17 protein-coding genes and 1 tRNA gene are annotated in these 18,048 nt (G+C 62.6%); 11 read left to right on the plus strand and 7 right to left on the minus strand.

Annotated features, from left to right (window positions below; translation table 11 throughout):
• Window positions 1-36: 36 nt before the first annotated feature.
• Together Clow_RS06525 and Clow_RS06530 are read left to right on the plus strand one after the other, a co-directional pair.
• Entirely contained in the window at window positions 37-1,032 is a 996-nt protein-coding gene (locus Clow_RS06525) for an NAD(P)H-dependent glycerol-3-phosphate dehydrogenase (protein WP_156334709.1), read from the plus strand.
• Window positions 1,033-1,035: 3 nt separating this feature from the next.
• Window positions 1,036-2,097, plus strand: a complete 1,062-nt coding sequence (locus Clow_RS06530) for a D-alanine--D-alanine ligase family protein (protein WP_055177936.1) — start codon at window positions 1,036-1,038, stop codon at window positions 2,095-2,097.
• On the opposite strand, the gene Clow_RS06535 is transcribed toward Clow_RS06530, so the two are convergent.
• Window positions 2,084-2,968 carry a DUF3515 domain-containing protein gene (locus Clow_RS06535; RefSeq protein WP_055177938.1) on the minus strand — a complete coding sequence of 295 codons (885 nt, stop codon included), beginning with the start codon at window positions 2,966-2,968 and terminating at the stop codon, window positions 2,084-2,086. The two genes, Clow_RS06530 and Clow_RS06535, sit on opposite strands and share 14 nt — an antisense overlap.
• A gap of 30 nt (window positions 2,969-2,998) precedes the next feature.
• Between Clow_RS06535 and Clow_RS06540 the strand changes: the two genes are divergently transcribed.
• From Clow_RS06540 to coaD, 7 genes are read left to right on the plus strand one after another with little or no spacing between them, the layout of a single operon-like run.
• Window positions 2,999-3,955, plus strand: coding sequence for a thiamine-phosphate kinase (locus Clow_RS06540; RefSeq protein WP_055177940.1), 957 nt, complete (start codon window positions 2,999-3,001; stop codon window positions 3,953-3,955).
• A gap of 3 nt (window positions 3,956-3,958) precedes the next feature.
• On the plus strand, window positions 3,959-4,618 hold the full coding sequence (locus tag Clow_RS06545) for a uracil-DNA glycosylase (RefSeq protein ID WP_055177943.1): 660 nt from the start codon (window positions 3,959-3,961) through the stop codon (window positions 4,616-4,618).
• An 11-nt stretch (window positions 4,619-4,629) separates the two neighbouring features.
• On the plus strand, window positions 4,630-5,286 hold the full coding sequence (locus Clow_RS12070; RefSeq protein WP_082418575.1) for a DAK2 domain-containing protein: 657 nt from the start codon (window positions 4,630-4,632) through the stop codon (window positions 5,284-5,286).
• A 35-nt stretch (window positions 5,287-5,321) separates the two neighbouring features.
• Window positions 5,322-5,918, plus strand: coding sequence for a hypothetical protein (locus Clow_RS11420; protein ID WP_245625723.1), 597 nt, complete (start codon window positions 5,322-5,324; stop codon window positions 5,916-5,918).
• Window positions 5,918-7,975, plus strand: coding sequence for an ATP-dependent DNA helicase RecG (locus tag Clow_RS06560; RefSeq protein ID WP_055177948.1), 2,058 nt, complete (start codon window positions 5,918-5,920; stop codon window positions 7,973-7,975). Before Clow_RS11420 ends, Clow_RS06560 begins: the two co-directional genes overlap by 1 nt.
• An 11-nt stretch (window positions 7,976-7,986) precedes the next feature.
• Complete coding sequence (rsmD, locus tag Clow_RS06565) at window positions 7,987-8,556, plus strand: 16S rRNA (guanine(966)-N(2))-methyltransferase RsmD (protein WP_055177950.1); 570 nt, start codon at window positions 7,987-7,989, stop codon at window positions 8,554-8,556.
• A complete protein-coding gene (gene coaD / locus Clow_RS06570; protein WP_055177952.1) occupies window positions 8,553-9,035 on the plus strand; it encodes a pantetheine-phosphate adenylyltransferase in 483 nt (160 codons plus the stop codon). Before rsmD ends, coaD begins: the two co-directional genes overlap by 4 nt.
• Before the next feature lie 170 nt (window positions 9,036-9,205).
• Here the strand turns inward: coaD and Clow_RS06575 are convergent, their stop codons facing one another.
• From Clow_RS06575 to Clow_RS06600, 6 genes are all read right to left on the minus strand, one after another.
• Window positions 9,206-9,973, minus strand: coding sequence for an amino acid ABC transporter ATP-binding protein (locus Clow_RS06575; protein ID WP_055177954.1), 768 nt, complete (start codon window positions 9,971-9,973; stop codon window positions 9,206-9,208).
• A gap of 1 nt (window position 9,974) precedes the next feature.
• Window positions 9,975-10,907, minus strand: a complete 933-nt coding sequence (locus Clow_RS06580; protein ID WP_055177956.1) for an amino acid ABC transporter permease — start codon at window positions 10,905-10,907, stop codon at window positions 9,975-9,977.
• On the minus strand, window positions 10,900-11,799 hold the full coding sequence (locus Clow_RS06585; protein WP_055177958.1) for an ABC transporter substrate-binding protein: 900 nt from the start codon (window positions 11,797-11,799) through the stop codon (window positions 10,900-10,902). Before Clow_RS06585 ends, Clow_RS06580 begins: the two co-directional genes overlap by 8 nt.
• Complete coding sequence (locus Clow_RS06590) at window positions 11,796-12,593, minus strand: DUF368 domain-containing protein (RefSeq protein WP_245625720.1); 798 nt, start codon at window positions 12,591-12,593, stop codon at window positions 11,796-11,798. The genes Clow_RS06585 and Clow_RS06590 overlap by 4 nt, the downstream gene beginning before the upstream one ends.
• 256 nt (window positions 12,594-12,849) lie before the next feature.
• Window positions 12,850-13,338, minus strand: a complete 489-nt coding sequence (locus tag Clow_RS06595) for a hypothetical protein (RefSeq protein WP_055177962.1) — start codon at window positions 13,336-13,338, stop codon at window positions 12,850-12,852.
• Window positions 13,339-13,666: 328 nt separating this feature from the next.
• A tRNA-Leu gene (locus Clow_RS06600) sits at window positions 13,667-13,740 on the minus strand.
• Between the two features lie 81 nt (window positions 13,741-13,821).
• Between Clow_RS06600 and polA the strand changes: the two genes are divergently transcribed.
• Complete coding sequence (polA, locus tag Clow_RS06605; protein WP_055178043.1) at window positions 13,822-16,392, plus strand: DNA polymerase I; 2,571 nt, start codon at window positions 13,822-13,824, stop codon at window positions 16,390-16,392.
• A gap of 182 nt (window positions 16,393-16,574) precedes the next feature.
• The gene (gene rpsA / locus Clow_RS06610; RefSeq protein ID WP_055177964.1) at window positions 16,575-18,026 is read left to right on the plus strand and encodes a 30S ribosomal protein S1; all 1,452 of its coding nucleotides are present in this window, start codon (window positions 16,575-16,577) and stop codon (window positions 18,024-18,026) included.
• Window positions 18,027-18,048: the final 22 nt, after the last annotated feature.

The raw sequence follows: 18,048 nt of genomic DNA on the forward strand, positions 1-18,048 counted from the left end.
CACACCCGTTCGGGCGCGCGAGGAAGGGAGCAATCAGTGGTGGCGGTAGCGGTGATGGGGGCGGGGTCCTGGGGCACCACCCTGGCTAAGGTATGGGCCGATGCCGGGCATCCCGTGCGCTTATGGGCGCGGCGTGAGGAGTTAGCGAACAAGATCAATGCCGAGCACGTCAACGCCGATTATTTGCCGGAGATCGCCCTGCCGGAGAGCATTGAGGCCAGCGCCCACCCGGAGGAGGTGCTGGCGGGGGCGGAGGTTGTTGTCCTGGGCGTGCCCAGCCAAACGCTGCGCGCCAATCTCTCCCAATGGGGCAGCGCCATTCCCACTGATGCCACGGTGCTGAGCATTTCTAAGGGAGTGGAAGTGGGCACCGGAAAACTCATGAACCAGGTGATCGAGGATGCCGGGATAGCCCCCGAGCGCATCGCCGTTCTCACCGGCCCCAATCTGGCCAAGGAGGTCGCCCAGGAGCAGGTGGCCGCCACCGTGATCGCCTGCACCGAGGAGTCCCGCGCCCGCTCCTTGCAACACGCGCTATCCACCGAATATCTGCGTCCTTATACCAATACGGACGTGATCGGCTGTGAGGTCGGCGGTGCCTGTAAGAACGTGATCGCCGTGGCCTGCGGCATCGCCACTGGGCTGGGGCTGGGCTATAACACCCTAGCCACCGTGATTACCAGGGGCCTGGCGGAGATTACTCGCCTGGGGCAGGCGCTGGGAGCACAACCACGCACGCTGGCGGGCCTGGCGGGTCTGGGGGATTTGGTGGCCACGTGCTCTTCTCCTCTTTCGCGCAATCATCGTTTTGGTGCACGCTTGGGGGAAGGCGGCACGATGGAGGAAGCCCGGCAGGCCACCGGAGGGCAGGTGGCCGAGGGAGTTCTTTCCTCCACCTCTATTGCGGAGTTGGCGCGCAAGCACGGAGTAGAGATGCCTATTACTCAGGCGGTGCATGCCGTGTGCCACGATGGAATGTCGGTGAATGAGATGATGACTTCGCTGATGGAACGATCAAAGAAAGCAGAGTAAATAATGACGGATAAGATCCGCGTGGCCGTGGTGTACGGCGGCAACTCCCCGGAACACTCGATCTCCTGCATTTCGGCCGCCGCGGTGATGAGCCACCTGGATGAGCAGCGCTATGAGGTTATTCCCGTGGGGGTCACGCGCCAGGGCAGGTGGGTGGTGGGAAGCACCGATCCGGTGGCAGGGGAGGAACTACCCGAGGTAGCGCAGGCGGACGAGGTGGCTCTCAGCCTCGATCCGGCGCATCGCGGGGCGTTGCGCTTTACCGACGGGCGCGGCACCTACGCCACCGCCGATGTGATCTTCCCGGTACTCCACGGCCCTCATGGGGAGGACGGCACGATACAGGGCCTCTTTGAACTGGCGGGAATCCCCTATGTGGGGCCGGGGGTACTGGCCTCCGCCTGTGGCATGGATAAGGAGTACACCAAGAAATTGGTGGTGGCCGCGGGCCTTCCGGTGACGGCCGAGGCCATTGTGGAGGGCACGCGCAGCCTCAGCGAGGAGGAAAAGGAGCGCCTGGGCCTGCCGGTATTCGTCAAACCCGCCAGGGGAGGCTCCTCCATCGGCATTTCCAAGGTGGAGGCATGGGAGGAGCTGGATGCCGCGTTGGCTCTGGCCCGCGAGCAGGACGCCAAGGTCATCGTGGAGGCAGAAATCGTGGGCGCCGAGGTGGAAGTGGGGGTTTTGGAGTACCCGGATGGCACCCTCGTGGCCTCGGAACCGGCGCGCTTGATCGGCACGGAGGATTCGGAGGAAGGGTTCTATGGTTTTGAGACCAAGTACCGCGATAACGTGGTGTCCGCGGAGATTCCGGCCCGCCTTAACCCGGAGGACACTGCGGCTCTCAAGGAGATGGCCCTGACGGCCTTTAGGGCCCTGGGCTGCAAGGGCCTGGCGCGCGTGGACTTTTTTGTCACGGAATCCGGCCCCATGCTCAATGAGATCAATACGCTACCGGGTTTTACCCCCATCTCCATGTACCCCAAGGTCTTTGAGGCCAGCGGAGTTAGCTACCAGAATCTTCTGAACACGATGGTGGATACGGCTCTGGCTACTCACTGCTAGCTTCAAGGTTGCTGGTGATCGCCGCGCTGAGCTCCACGATGGGCGCATTACCCAGGGCAGGCGGTATATGCGCGGCCACGATGGCCTCGCGGCCCAGGGCGTAGGAGGTGCCGGAGTCCTCAAACCACGGTATCCCGTTGATCTGGGTGAGTTGCTGGCCCGGCTGGTAGGCGTCAGGCATCTCCACCCCGCAGGCCAGGGTGATGGGTTCGGCTCCGGGGGCCGTCCACACGGCCTTGGCCTCGTTCTTCTCGTTGAGGGCGTGATCGCCCAGGCGCTCGGGGAGATTGCGCAGCAGCCTCGTGCAGCGTTCCTGCTCGGGGGTGGCCACGGTATCCAGGGGCAGGGGGTGGGGCTGGTGCTCTTCCTGGGGGAGTTCGGCCACGGCGGCGGCCACGTCTTGAACGGGGTTGAGCCCCTCGGCGGTAATCGCCACGGTGGGGTTGCGGTCCACGGTGTACCAGGTGCTCAGCTGGGTTTCGGCATCGGATATTTGCAGCCAGCTCGTGCCGTCGATCGTCTCGGGGGAGGATACGCGGGTATAAAGCTCGGTGGGTTCGATTCCGCAGCGCAGCGTAATGCGATCCTGGGAGGTTCGGGCCCAGGCGGCGGCTCCCGCAGGGGCGGGATCGGCTAATTCTGCGCGCTCGTAGTCCCCGATTTTTTCGGGAAGCCGGTCTAACAGGTCGGTGCACTGCTGGGATTGCGCCTGGGGGGCGTCGATAGTGGAGAGCGCGATGGGCTGGTGCACCGCACGGTGGAATACCACCCGGGCCCCGATGAGCGCGCCGATGACGGCGAGAATGGCCAGTGTCAGGGCAATATAGATGGGGGTGCGGTTAAAATCATTAGCATTGTCCACATCGCTCATGGCTTGTGAGTCTAATGAAAGGACCCGTTCATGCCGACCTCGCCGTCTGGCCCCACCATAGCCGAGGTCGGAGAACACCAGGTGATCCGGGAAATCATGGAGGCTGCGCCCTCCAGAGCCAATGGCGATGATGCGGCCGTGCTGGTGAGCGCGCAGCCCAATTCCAGGGTGGTGGTGAGCACGGACATGCTCGTGCAGGGCCGCCACTTCCGCTTCGATTGGTCCACCCCCCGCGAGGTGGGGCGCAAAGCCATTGCGCAGAACTTCGCGGATATTGAGGCGATGGGCGCGCGCCCGATCAGCGCCCTGCTCGCCCTTTCCGCCCCGGTGGATACTCCCGTGGCCCTCATCCGCCAGATCGCGGAGGGGGTGGAAGAACAGGTGGAGCAGTTCTCCGCGGAGCTCGTGGGCGGTGATCTCACCGCCGGGGAAAACTTGGTGCTTGCCGTCACGGCCGTGGGATCGCTGGGGGGAAATCGCCGCCCGCTTACTATCGACGCCGCCCGCCCCGGCCAAAGGCTCGTGGCCGCAGGCGCGCTGGGGGACTCCGCCGCAGGCCTGGCCCTCTTGGAGCGCTATGGGCGCCAGGTGCCCCCTGAGTTTGTGGCCTTTCGGGACGCCCATACCCACCCGCAGATTCCGCCGGGCCGCGGCATGATTGCGCGGGCCACCGGGGCCACCGCCGCCACGGATAACTCCGATGGTCTCATCGCTGATTTGAGTACGATGGCGCGCCGCTCGGGGGTGGCCATCGACCTTGACCCGCAGGCCATTGCCCCCAGCGAACAGATGGTGCGCCTGGGCGAGCACCTGGGGATTGACCCCTGGCACTGGGTGCTCAGCGGGGGAGAGGATCACACCATCGTGGCCACCACCGGCGGCGATGTTCCCTCGGGTTTTCGCAGCATTGGCGTGGTGCAGCGCGGCAGCGGAGTGAGCGTGGGGGGAGCCATACCCACGTACCAGGAGGGGTGGCTAAGCTTTTAATCCATGAGCCTTCCCGTCCATGAGAGCTGGCAGCCTGTTCTCGCCCCGGTGGCCGATCAGATTCACCGCATGGGAGATTTTTTGCGTGCGGAAAACGCCGCCGGGCGTGGTTATCTTCCCGCCGGCAACGATGTCTTGCGCGTGTTCCAGTACCCCTTTGATGAGGTCAAGGTGCTCATCATCGGCCAGGACCCTTACCCCACGCCTGGTCATGCGATGGGCCTTTCCTTTTCCACCCAACCGGGGGTACGCCCCCTGCCCAAGAGCCTCAATAACATTTTCACGGAGCTTTCCACAGACTTGGGTTTAGAAAAACCCCAGGACGGCGATCTCACCGCCTGGTCCCGCCAGGGGGTTGCCCTCTTTAACCGCGTGCTCACCGTGCGGCCCGGTGCCCCGGCCTCCCATCGTGGCAAGGGGTGGGAGCAGATCACCGAGGCCGCCATCATCGCCCTGGTGGAGCGCGATCGCCCATTGGTGGCGATCCTGTGGGGGCGCGATGCCCAGACCGCTCGCGCCTTCCTCGGGGACACCCCCACCATCGAATCGCCGCACCCCTCGCCGCTATCTGCCTCTAGGGGCTTCTTCGGGTCGCGTCCCTTTAGCCGCGCCAATGCGCTCTTGGAGCAGCGGGGAGCCACCCCGGTGGATTGGCGCTTGTAGGGTAGTACAGCATGGCATATATCACGGAGCTCGATGGCCCCGCCCTCGCGGCCTGGGCTCGGTGTGCCGCTCTTCGCCTAGAGGAGCGCAGCCCGGAGATTAACCGCCTCAACGTCTTTCCCATTCCGGATTCCGATACGGGCTCCAATATGGCCCACACCATGCAGGCGGCGGTCTCCGAGCTCTCACTTTTGCCTCAGGACGCCACCGCCGCCCAGGTCACCTCGGCATTGACACGGGGGGCGTCGGCAGGCGCGCGAGGCAACTCCGGCATGGTGCTCGCCCAGGTACTGCGCAGCCTGGCGGAATCTCCTCGGGAGACGCTGCGCGGCCCCGAGGTCACCGCCGCCTTAAACCGCGCCTTTGACCTCGTGCACGGCGCCATCGCGCAGCCCGTGGAGGGCACCATCCTGAGCGTCACCGCGCTGCCGCTGCGGAGGCCGCTGAGCAGGAGGAGCTTCACCGCGTGGTCCGCGCCGCCACCGAGGCCGCCCACCGCGCTCTGGCCCGCACGCCTGCGCAACTTCCCGCGCTCAAAGGCTCGGTGGACGCCGGCGGCCAGGGCCTCGTGGTGCTTCTCGACGCCCTCCGCGATAGCCTCCAGGCCCCCACGGCAGAACCACACCTGGAAATCATGTTTTCCTATCAAGGCGATGCCGAACGGCTGAAAGCGGCCATCGCACCCCTGGGCACCAGCCTGGTGATGAGCCCGGGGGAGGATCATCGCTCCATCGTGCACATTCACTCCCGCCGCAGCGGGGAACTCATTGAGCGCGCCTTTGGGCTTGGTGAGGTGAGCAATCTACGCCTAGAGGCCCTGCCAGAACACGAGGAGGAAGAACGCCCTGGGGTGATCGCGGTGGCCCCCACGGGCAGCATGGAACGGCTTTTCCAGGAGGCCGGGGCCGAGGTGATCGCGCCGGGCCACAGGCCACACCGCGAGGCCATCGTGCTCCCCAATGGGCTGAGCGACGTCGATAGCCCCGCCACCGTGCCCACGAAACACCTGGTGGAGGGCATCGCAGCCCTAGCCGTGTACAACCCTGAACTCCCTCAACACGAGGCAACGCAGGTGATGCGCGAGACCGTGGCCGCCATGCGCACCGCCGCCGTCGATGATCCCCAGGAAATCGCCGCCACGTGCCGCGAACTCCTCCGCGAGGGCGGGGAACTGGTGACCTTACTTCTGCGCCCCGATGTGGAGGTTGATGCCGCCGCGCTGAGCGAGGAACTCGGCGTCGAGCTCATGGCCTATCGGGCCGATAACCTTGCCACCGCCGCAGAAATTGGAGTGGAGTAATGCTCGGCTGGAGCGATGAACGCCACCTGAGCGCGATCTTGGAAGCCAAAGAGGCCCGCGCCGTGCACAGGCACCTGGGCGTGAGCACCGGCCAGGAGCTCCTGGAATATTATCCGCGCATATACTCGCGCAACGGCTCGGGAGTCAGCGTGGAGGGGGCCGAGGAAGGCGAGCACGTCACCTGCGTGGGGGAGGTGCGCTCGGTGAAGGAAAGTTACACCCGGGCGGGAAAACTCCTCACCCGCGTCATGCTCACCGACGGCACCCATGAGCTCGCCGCCACCTTCTTTCAATCCCGCTGGATCAGCCAGCAACTCACCCCCGGCACTAAGGGAATGTTCTCCGGGAAGCTGCGCTACTACCGTGACCTCCCCCAATTACAGCACCCCTCTTACGTGCTCATCGGCCCCACCGCACAGCGCGGAAATGGAGAACACATCGCGGAAATCCTGGCCGAACGTGAATACCTGCCGGTATATCCCGCGCGCAAAACGCTCACCTCCTGGCGGATCATGGACGCTATTGACCGCGCCCTGAAAACCCTGCCGCCTGTCCCCGAACCCCTCGACGAGGTGCCCGCCGATCTCGTGGGATTCGACGAAGCCCTGCGTGGTATCCACCAGCCCGGCCCCGAAGGCCCAGAACCCCACCGCCTGCGCCTCAAATACAACGAAGCCCTCGCCCTGGGCTGCGTCATGGCCTTGCGCCGAGCCGACGCCGCCCAGCGCACCGCGCTACCCAGCCCCGCTCAACCCCAGGGCCTGCGCGATGGGCTACTTGCCGCCCTACCCTTTGAACTCACCCCAGGCCAAAGCCAGGTGGTAGCAGAAATATCGGCCGATCTTAGCCACACCACTCCCATGTCCCGCCTCCTCCAGGGTGAGGTGGGTTCCGGTAAAACCATCGTGGCGCTGCTCTCCATGCTCCAGGTGGTCGATAACGGCCACCAATGCGCCCTGCTCGCCCCCACCGAGGTGCTGGCCACCCAGCACGCCCGCTCGCTCACCGAAACCCTCATGCGCGCCGGGGTGGCGGCCTCCGTGGTGCTGCTCACCGGCTCCATGAGCACCGCCGCGCGCAAGGAGGCCCTGCTGGCCATCGTCTCCGGTCAGGCCGACATCGTGGTGGGTACCCACGCCATCATCCAAGATTCCGTAGAGTTCTTCCGCCTGGGTCTGGTGGTGGTGGATGAGCAGCACCGCTTTGGGGTGGAACAGCGCGATAGGCTGCGCCTCAAAGGCGGCAACCCGCACCTGCTGGTGATGACGGCCACCCCCATTCCCCGCACCATCGCCATGACGGTATTCGGGGACCTCGAAGTATCCACCCTGCGCGAACTGCCCGGCGGGCGACGCCCCATTCGCACCTGGGTGGTGCCCGAGTCCAAACCCACCTGGGTGCAACGCGCCTGGGACCGCATGAGGGAAGAGGTGCGCGCCGGGCACCAGGGTTATGTGGTGTGCCCCCGCATCGAGGGGGAGGGGGGCGTGATCGAGGTGGCCGCCCGTATTCTCCCCGACCTCCGGGTGGAGGTGCTGCATGGAAAACTCCCCGCGGCCGAGAAGGACGAGGTGATGAGCCGCTTTGCGGCCGGTGAGATTGACGTGCTGGTATCCACCACCGTGGTGGAGGTGGGCGTGGACGTACCCAATGCCACCGTGATGATGATTATGGAGGCCGAGCGCTTTGGCATCTCCCAGCTCCATCAGCTGCGCGGCCGCGTGGGGCGCGGCGGCTTTGATTCCCTGTGCCTGCTGGCCACGGCGATGACTCCGGAGGAGAGCGGCTGGGAGCGCTTGGAGGCGGTGGCGGCCACCACCGACGGCTTTGAGCTGGCCGAGCAGGATCTCAAACTGCGCCAGGAGGGCGATGTGCTGGGTGAGGCTCAATCGGGGCGTAACCGCCAGATAAAGTTGCTCGATCTCTTCGAGGATCAGGAATTGATCGCGCGCACCAACCGCGACGCCGCCGCCCTGGTGGCGCGCAACCGCCCCCTGGCCGAACACTTTGCCGCCGATATTGCCCCGGATAGCCAGGATTTCCTAGAGAAAAGTTAGAGTGTTAGCTCATGGCACGCATTATTTCCGGCCAGGCCCGAGGCCGCACCCTCAAAGTTCCCCCGCAGGGCACCCGCCCTACCTCTGACCGCGCCAAGGAAGGGCTCTTTTCCTCCTTGCAGGTGCGCTTTGGTTTTGAGGATAAGCGAGTGCTTGACCTCTTTGCCGGCAGCGGTGCCCTGGGCTTGGAGGCGGCCTCCCGGGGAGCCGCTGAGGTGGTGCTCGTGGAGTCCCACGCCCCGGCGGTCAAGGTGATTAAGGAGAACGCTCAGAAAGTGGGCCATCCCCGGGTGCAGGTGGAAGAAGCCAAGGCATCTACTTACGTGGCCCGCGCCCCCAGGGCTTTCTTTGACATGGTGCTGGCCGATCCGCCTTATGACCTGTCAGATGAGGACGTGCAGGCTATGCTTGCCGCCCTCATTCCGGCCCTGGCTCCGGGGGCCGTGGTGGTCATCGAGCGGCACGTGAAGTCACCGGAAACGCAATGGCCGGAGGGCTTTAGCCCCACGGGGCAGAAATTAAAAAAGCGAACCTATGGTATTGCCCGCATGGACATGGCCGTATGGAGGGAAGAAGAATGAAAGCAGTATGCCCCGGCTCCTTTGACCCGGTGACGATGGGCCACCTCGATATTTTTGAGCGCGCCGCCGCGCAGTTCGATGAGGTGATCGTTTTGGTCACGGCCAACCCGAATAAAAAGAGCGGCCTATTCAGCGTGGCGGAGCGCATGAGCCTCCTTGAGGAGGCGGTGGCGCATTTGGGCAATGTGCGCGTGGATAACTGGGGTGGATTGCTGGTGGAGTACACCACCGCCCATAAGGTGACCGCCCTGGTGAAGGGCCTGCGCTCCTCCCTCGATTATGAATATGAATTGCCTATGGCTCAGATGAACCGGCGGCTTTCCGGGGTGGATACCTTCTTCCTGCTCACCGATGAGAAATACGGTTATATTTCCTCCACGCTGTGCAAAGAGGTGGCGCGCTACGGTGGCGACATCTCCGGCCTTTTGCCCCCGCATGTGGTGGAGGCCGTGGAAGCCAAGTACTCTCAAGCCCAATGAGGCGTTGAGAGGAGGTGGCGCTTGTCCCAGGATCGCAGCATGTGGAAGATGAACCCGCAGCGGCTTGAGGAGCATTTAAAGCTCAAAAACCGTGCGCGGAGAATCCCCGATAAAAAGAAGCAAGCGAATAAAAGGGCCTGCCGTAAGGCGGGCCCTTGGCCTATTTCGGGTTATTTCAGCAGGGTAGAGAGGAAGCTCTTGGTGCGCTCCTGCTGCGGATTATCCAGCACCTGCTCCGGGGTTCCGGCCTCCACCACGGTGCCGTCTGCCATGAACACCACCTGATCGGAGACCTCGCGGGCAAAGCCCATCTCGTGCGTGACCACCATCATGGTCATGCCCTGCCCGGCGAGGTCCTTCATCACGCGCAGCACTTCCCCCACCAATTCGGGGTCGAGGGCGGAGGTGGGCTCGTCGAAAAGCATGAGCTTGGGCTCCATCGCCACCGCACGGGCGATGGCCACGCGCTGTTGCTGCCCGCCGGAGAGTTGGGCGGGGTAGGCCTCCGCCTTGTGCGCTAGGCCTACCTGATCGAGGAGGTCGAGGGCCTGCGTGCGGGCTTTCTCCGGGTCGACGCCCTTGACGTGAATGGGGGCCTCGATGATGTTTTCTATCACCGTGCGGTGGGGGAAGAGATTGAATTGCTGGAACACCATGCCGATGCCGGAACGCTGGCGGGCGGCCTGCTTCTCGGTGATTTCGTAGAGAACGCCCTTGCGCTCCTCATAACCGATGAGTTGGCCGTCCACATAGAGCCGTCCGGCGGTGATTTTTTCTAGGTGATTGACGCAGCGCAAAAGGGTGGATTTGCCGGAACCCGAGGGGCCGATGAGGCAGGTGACGGAGCCGTGCGGAACGCTGAGGTCAATGCCCTTGAGCACGTCGAGTTTGCCAAAGGACTTCCACACCTGGCGGGCTTCGATCATGGGAGTGCTCATTTTATTTCCTCCGATTATCCGCTTGCTTAATCACGCTGATATTGCGCGGCAAGGTGCCCTCGGCATCCGCCAACGCCGCTAATTGCCGCCCCGTGAGTTCCCTGGTGGAACCGCGCTCGTAATACTTTTCCAGGTAATGCTGGCCCACCATGAGCAGGGAGGTAATCACCAAATACCAGGTGGCAGCCACCATGAGCATGGGCACGGGAGCAAAAAGGGCATTGGAAATATCAATGGAACGCCCGTACAACTCCTGGGTATAAGGAATAGCCACCACCAGGGAGGTAGTTTTCAGCAGGGAGATGAACTCATTTCCCGTGGGCGGAATGATAATCCGCATGGCCTGGGGCAGTACCGTGCGCCGCATGGTCAGCCACCAGCCCATGCCCAGGGCTTTCGACGCCTCGAACTGGCCCTCCGGGATCGCCTGGATACCGGAGCGCACAATCTCCGCCATATAGGCGGCCTCGTTGAGCCCCAGGCCAATGACGGCTAGGAGGAAGGCATTGCTCAGCAGGTTTTCCAGGCTCACCTCGGCGGGGCCAACTCGAATGACCTCGTAGAGGGAACCCATGAGTCCCCAGAACACCAACTGCACATAGATAGGAGTGCCGCGGAAGATCCACAGGAATACCCAGGCCACCGCGCGGAGAACGGGATTGGGGGACATGCGCATGACCGCCAGGGCCACGCCACCCACCAAGCCGATCACCATGCTGAGCACCGTGATGAGCAGCGTGTGGAGCGCGGCGGTGGCAATGCGCGTGTCAAAGAGATAAGAGCGGTAAATATCCCAGCCAAAGGCCTCGTTGGTGGCGGCACCAATGAGAATCCAGGCGGCGAGGCCCAGCACAATGGCTGCGGTGACCCAGCGGCCGGGATGCCTCAGCGGAACGGCCTTGATGGGGGCTGGTTGGGAGGGAGAATTAGGCATGGGATACCGGCTCCTCGTTGATCGTGGCCTGGGTGAGCAGGCCGTCGGTGATATTCCACTGGCCGAGAATCTTCTGATAATCCCCGGTGTCAATGAGGTACTGCATGGCGGCGGCTACGGCGGCGCTGAGTTCCGAACCCTTGGGGGTGGCGAAGCCATAGGGCGCGGCCGCCACCATCGGGCCGGTCTTGGTAATGGCCCCGCCGGCCTTTTCTATGGCCCAGGCGGTCACGGGGGAATCGGCAGAAAGCGCATCGGCGCGGCCCACCACCAGGGCGGTGGCGGCGGAGTCCGAGGTGTCATAAGCCAGGATCTCGATGGGCTTTTCCCCATTTTCCAGGCAGCGCTCGTTCTTGGGTCGCAGATCATCCGTCTCAGAGACGGTGGTGCGCTGTACCGCCACGGTGAGTCCGCAGGGCCGCTCGGGGTCAATGGCCTCCCCATCGGTGAGTTGCGCCCACTGAATACCGGCGTAGAGGGTATTCACAAAGTCGTAGTTCTCCCGCCGTTGCGGGGTATCGGTAAAACCGGTGGCACCCATGTCAATGGTTCCGGCGTCCACGGCGGGCAGAATCTTGGAGAAGTCCTGCTGGATAATGCGCAATTCCAGCCCCATCGCGGAGGCCACCGCGCGGGCCAAATCCATTTCCACGCCGATGATATTTCCGCTGGAATCCTTGAACTCAAAGGGAGGGAAAGGAGGATTGGAACCAATCACTAATTCTCCGCTCTCGCGCACCTCGGCGGGCACCAGGGCCTCCACCTCGGGTGAGGCCGGGGGAGTAATGGGAACCCAGCCCTCGGGGGTGCCGGGTTCCTCGTTGGTGACGCAGCCGGAAAGGCCGAGGGCCAGGGCGGCGATGAGGGCGGTGAGCGCGCGCGAGGTCCTCACTGCTTTTCCTTTTTATTACCCACCACGATGATGGTGGTAACGATGGACGCACCGATGAGCAGCGCTATCCACACGGAAAGCTCGGTACCCGGTACCACGGTTTCCCAGGGCCACAGGGCGCGCAGCGAACCGAGCATGAGCCCGGCCATGACCGTGAGCGTCATGGTGTGATGATCGCGCATCATCTTATCGAGCACCTTGACAAAGGCCACCAGGCCCGTCATGGCCCCCAGTGCAAAGACCACGATGACGCTCCATTCGCGGTCACTCAGCGAGCCCATCACCGGCTGGTAAAGGCCCATCGCCAGCAGCAGGAAGGAACCGGAAAGACCAGGAAGAACCAGGGCACACACCGCAATCATGGCGGCAAAAAACACCACGATCAGCGAGGGATTATCCACCGGCTCCGAGGTAAAACCGGTGGCGAGAAAACTGAGCGCCGCACAGAGCAGGAATACCGGGGCGAGCACGAGGGAGCGGCGCCGAATCTCCGCCAGACCAATCATGCGCAGCGGAACACTCAACGAGGCCGCCACCATGCCCAAGAAGAGGGCCTTGGACACCTGGGGCTGGCCCTCCACAAAGGAATGGATGACGCCGGAAAGCAGGAAGATGGCACCAAGCATGCCGACGCCCACGGCGATGAGGAAGGGCCAATCGACGGCGCGCAGGGCCTCCCGGGAGCGGGTACGCACGGCGTCGATAAGCGCGTTGCCCGTGTGCAGGGCCTTTTCGTAGATGCCCACGATGAGGGCTACGGTGCCGCCCGAGATGCCGGGGACCAGCTCGGCCATGCCGATGCATGCGCCCTTGATAATATTCGTTGCTATTGCGAGAGGGGAGGGGGGCATAGAGAAGAAGGAACCTTCCTGACCTCGTTTATACTGCTGCGATCTCCGGTGTGGGTGGCCGGAGGCATAAATGGATAATCATTGACTTGTGAATAATATCCATTATGCGGCTCAGAGCCAATTTATAAAGCTAAGACCCAGGCCATGAGTGCACACTTTACTCAAAGCCTGGGTCGCGCAGCAGGAACGAGGGGAAGGATCAGGGGAAGGGAATGAAAATCTTGCGCACGATGTGCAGAACCTTCAGCACGCCCTTGATGATCGGCTGTACGGTCTTGTAGCCCTCGGCGGAGGACTGCACCTGCTCCTTGAGCTTTTCCTTATCAATATCACCCAGCGGAGACTTCTTCTCGGGCTTCTTGTCCTCGGAGGCGGTGGAGTCGGTGTCCTCCTTGGGGGACTCGGTGGACTCGTCCTTTTCCGCCTTCTCCTTATCGGAGTCCTTCTTTTCGTCCTTGGAATCCTTGCCGGGCTTAGTGGGCTTGGTCTCCTCGGTCTTGCAGTTATCGAATACGCTCTGCTTCTTGCCCAGGAACTCGTTATCGGTTTCCGTGGTGCTCGGGCACTGGGGCTCGTCAAAAACGGTGCGGTTCTGGTCAAGGAACTCCCCGGCAGAGGCGGTGGCGGGAGCGATAATCCCGGCGGCCAATGTGAGGGCGGTGGTAGCGGCGAGGAAGGGGCGCTTCATTGTTGTAGATTCCTCTCGGCGGGGAAGGGCTGGAATACGCGCATAAGGTTACGAGCTTTGAGGGATTGCGCAACCGAATACCCCCAAAAGGGTTTCTCCCTTTGGGTATTGATGGGCTACTTTGGTTGCTTTTGATCTCTGTGGGAAGGCGCCTGCGTTTTCATGGGAGGCCATTGTGGGCGCTGACTGAATGGTGCGGTAATCCCACGATAATTCCACGGCATGCGCGGCAGCAAACCCCTGTTTTGGCTGTATTCGCCACGAGCAGGGAAATGAGAAACCCCAGCCAGCGGGCCATTCAACCTGCTTAACCGGGGTGTGATGAAAGTGCCCCTGGTGAGACTCGAACTCACACTGAATGGGTTTTGAATCCATTGCCTCTGCCAATTGGGCTACAGGGGCGCACTGGTTGATTATCCTAGACTATGCCCTCGGGACAGTGGAAATCGCGTGGCGTCCCACCCTCCCTCTACACTCGTGGGCATGTCCCAACGCCTGCTGTTGATCGATGGTCACTCGATGGCCTTCCGCGCCTTCTATGCCCTGCCGGTGGAAAAGTTCTCCACCGCTGGCGGGCAACACACCAACGCCGTATATGGTTTCCTTTCCATGCTGGCGAACTTGGTGAAGGAGGAGCAGCCTACGCACCTGGGTGTGGCCTTTGACGTGGGTCGTTCCACCTTCCGCACGGAGATGTTTCCCGAGTACAAGGCCCAGCGCGAATCCGCCCCCGAGGCTTTTCGGGGTCAGGTGGGATTGATCCAAAAGGTGCTCGATACCTTGGGTATTGTCACCATGACCAAGGAAAATTACGAGGCCGATGACATCATCGCCACCCTGGTAACCGCCACCCCGGAGGGCTTTGATACCCGTATCGTCACCGGTGATAGGGATTATTACCAGTTGGTCAACGATTCCGTGACGGTGCTCTATCCGCGCAAGGGAGTATCGGAGCTGGATCGCTTTACGCCGGAGGCCGTCGAGGAAAAGTATGGCCTTACCCCGGAGCAATACCCTGATTTTGCGGCGCTGCGGGGTGACCCCTCCGATAACCTCCCCAATATTCCCGGCGTGGGGGAAAAGACGGCTCAAAAGTGGATTCGCCAATACGGCACGCTGAGCAATCTGCTTGACCACGCCGAGGAGATTAAGGGCAAGGCGGGAAATAACTTCCGCGAGCGCCTTGACCAGGTGCGCATGAACCGCGAACTCACGCAGATGGTGCGCGATGTATCGCTTGACGTCACCGTGGAGCAGTTGGCCTTGCAGCCTGCCGACGTCGCCAAGGCCGCGGAAATCTTCGATGAATTGGAGTTCGGGGCGCAGCTGCGCGGCCGCGTGCTCGACGCCCTGCCCACCTCCGGGGAGCTGGCGGAGCCGGAGGAAGAGCAGCGCCAGGTGACCCTTGTATCGGAGGGAGTGGAGTGGCTGCGTGGGCGCTCCGGCGTGGCGATGGCCTTCGATGGTGAGGAAAACCTCGCCTGCGTGGATTCCGAATACCAGGCGGTATTGCTCAATCTTGCGGAGTTGAGCCCGGAGGAGGAAAAGACGCTGGCGGGATGGCTGGATTCCGAGGCCACCAAGTATCTTCACGGGGCAAAGGAGGCGGCTAAGCAGCTGTATCAGCGCGGTTTCCGGCTGAGCGGGGTGGAGCACGATACCCTCATCGCCGCCTATCTCCTGCGTCCCGGCCAGCGCACCTATGAGTTGGAGGACATCTACCAGCGCCACGCCAAGCGCTCCCTGGAAGAGGGCTTGGTGAATCAAGCCGTGGCGGTACTGGAGCTCACCGCCGTTCTCATTGCGCAGTTGCAGGAGATTGCGGGATATGAGCTCTATGCGGACCTAGAGGTTCCGCTCACCGGCATTTTGGAGCGCATGGAACGCGCGGGTATTGCCGTGGACGTGGATACCCTTGATGAACAGCTGGCCTCCTTTGTAGAGCAGGTGGAAGAGGAAGTGACCGCGGCCCGGGAATTGGCGGGTGACCCGGAACTCAATCTTTCCAGCCCCAAGCAACTCCAGGTGGTGCTCTTTGACACCCTGGGCCTGCCCAAAACCAAAAAGACCAAGACGGGTTATTCCACGGCGGCCAAGGAAATAGAGCAATTGGCGGTGAATCACCCGCACCCCTTCCTGGATCATCTGCTGGCGCACCGCGAATACCAGAAACTCAAAACCACCCTTGAGGGCCTGATTAAGGCCGTGGAATCCGATGGCCGTATTCACACCACCTTTAATCAAACGGTGGCCTCCACCGGAAGGCTGAGTTCTACCGACCCGAATCTGCAAAATATCCCGGTGCGCACGGACGCCGGGCGGCGTATCCGCTCCGCCTTCCGCGTGGGGGAGGGCTATGAAACCTTGCTCACGGCGGATTACTCCCAGATTGAAATGCGCGTGATGGCGCACCTCTCCCAGGACCTCGGCCTGATTGAGGCCTATAGCAAGGGGGAGGACCTGCACAATTACGTGGGTTCCAAGGTGTTCGATGTGCCTATCGACGGCGTGACTCCCGAACTCCGCCGCAGGGTCAAGGCCATGTCCTATGGCCTGGTTTATGGCCTTTCGGCCTACGGGCTCTCTCAGCAATTGGGCATTCCCGCAGGCGAGGCCAAGCGCATTATGGAGGCTTATTTTGAGCGCTTTGGCGGGGTGAAGCGCTATCTGGACGAGGTGGTGGAGCAGGCCCGCCGTGATGGTTATACCTCCACGTTGTTTGGGCGGCGTCGGTACCTGCCAGAGCTGGCCTCCACCAACCGCGTGGCGCGGGAAAACGCCGAGCGTGCGGCTCTGAATGCCCCCATTCAGGGCACGGCGGCGGACATCATTAAGGTGGCCATGATTCGGGTGGATCGCGCTCTTGCGGAGGCTGAGGTGCGCTCCCGCGTGCTGCTTCAGGTGCACGATGAGTTGGTGGTGGAGGTGGCGCACGGAGAGTTGGATCGGGTGCGCGAGATCGTGGAGCGGGAAATGGATCAAGCTATTAGCCTGCGGGTGCCCCTGGAAGTGTCCGTGGGGGTGGGGCAGAGCTGGGAAGAGGCTGCGCACTAGCAGCGTTTGATTGTTCTGTGCTATGGCGGTATGGTGTAAAAGGCGTGTCTAAGTTCTGGGATTCGTGCGCCTTGATAGGAGGGCGTGAGGATTCCAGATACGAGATTAAAACTGTGCGTTTTAAGAGACTCGCGCACCTGTCCGCTTTCTAGATCCTATCTTAATTCGGAGCACAAGAGCATATGCCCAATAGCAACGTCCCTCAGGTAGCCGTCAACGACATCGGCTCCGCTGAGGATTTCCTCGCCGCGGTCGATCAGACCATCAAGTACTTCAACGACGGCGACATCGTTGAAGGCACCGTGGTGAAGGTCGATCACGACGAGGTTCTGCTTGACATCGGATACAAGACCGAGGGCGTGATCCCCTCGCGCGAGCTTTCCATCAAGCACGACGTCGATCCCGATGAGGTCGTTCAGATCGGTGACGAGATCGACGCCCTGGTTCTCACCAAGGAGGACAAGGAAGGCCGCCTGATCCTGTCCAAGAAGCGCGCCCAGTACGAGCGCGCCTGGGGCACCATCGAGCAGCTCAAGGAGAACGACGAGCCGGTTACCGGTACCGTCATCGAGGTCGTCAAGGGTGGCCTCATCCTCGACATCGGCCTGCGCGGCTTCCTGCCCGCTTCCCTGGTGGAGATGCGCCGCGTGCGTGACCTGGAGCCCTACATCGGCAGCGAGCTTGAGGCCAAGATCATCGAGCTGGATAAGCACCGCAACAATGTGGTGCTCTCCCGCCGCGCTTGGTTGGAGCAGACCCAGTCCGAGGTGCGCTCCGAGTTCCTGCACCAGCTCCAAAAGGGCCAGGTGCGCAAGGGCGTGGTGTCCTCCATCGTCAACTTCGGTGCCTTCGTGGACCTCGGCGGTGTGGACGGCCTGGTGCACGTCTCCGAGCTGTCCTGGAAGCACATCGACCACCCCTCCGAGGTGGTCACGGTGGGCGACGAGGTCACCGTCGAGGTGCTCGACGTGGATCTGGACCGCGAGCGCGTCTCCCTGTCCCTGAAGGCCACCCAGGAAGATCCCTGGCGCGTCTTTGCCCGCACTCACGCTGTGGGCCAGATCGTGCCCGGCAAGGTCACCAAGCTGGTGCCCTTCGGTGCATTCGTCCGCGTGGACGAGGGCATTGAGGGTCTGGTGCACATCTCCGAGCTGGCTCAGCGCCACGTGGACGTGCCCGACCAGGTGGTCAACGTGGGCGAAGAGGCTATGGTCAAGGTCATCGACATCGACCTGGAGCGTCGCCGCATCTCCCTGTCCCTCAAGCAGGCGGACGAGGACTACACCGAGGACTTCGATCCCTCGAAGTACGGTATGGCCGACTCCTACGACGAGCAGGGTAACTACATCTTCCCCGAGGGCTTCGCCCCCGAGATCAACGAGTGGCTTGAGGGCTACGACGAGCAGCGTCAGGCCTGGGAGGCCCGCTACGCTGAGTCTGAGCGCCGCTTCCAGCTCCACACCGCTCAGATTGAGCGTCACCGCGCTGCCGCTGCGGAGGCCGCTGAGCAGGAGGCCACGAACTACTCCTCCGAGTCTCAGGATGCAGCTCCGGCATCCCAGGAGACCGAGGCCGGTTCCCTGGCTTCTGACGAGCAGCTTGCCGCTCTGCGCGAGAAGCTCGCTGGTAACTAATCACTAGTTATCTTTAAGGACC

This window comes from Corynebacterium lowii, assembly GCF_001412085.1.
Taxonomy (GTDB): Bacteria; Actinomycetota; Actinomycetes; order Mycobacteriales; family Mycobacteriaceae; genus Corynebacterium; species Corynebacterium lowii.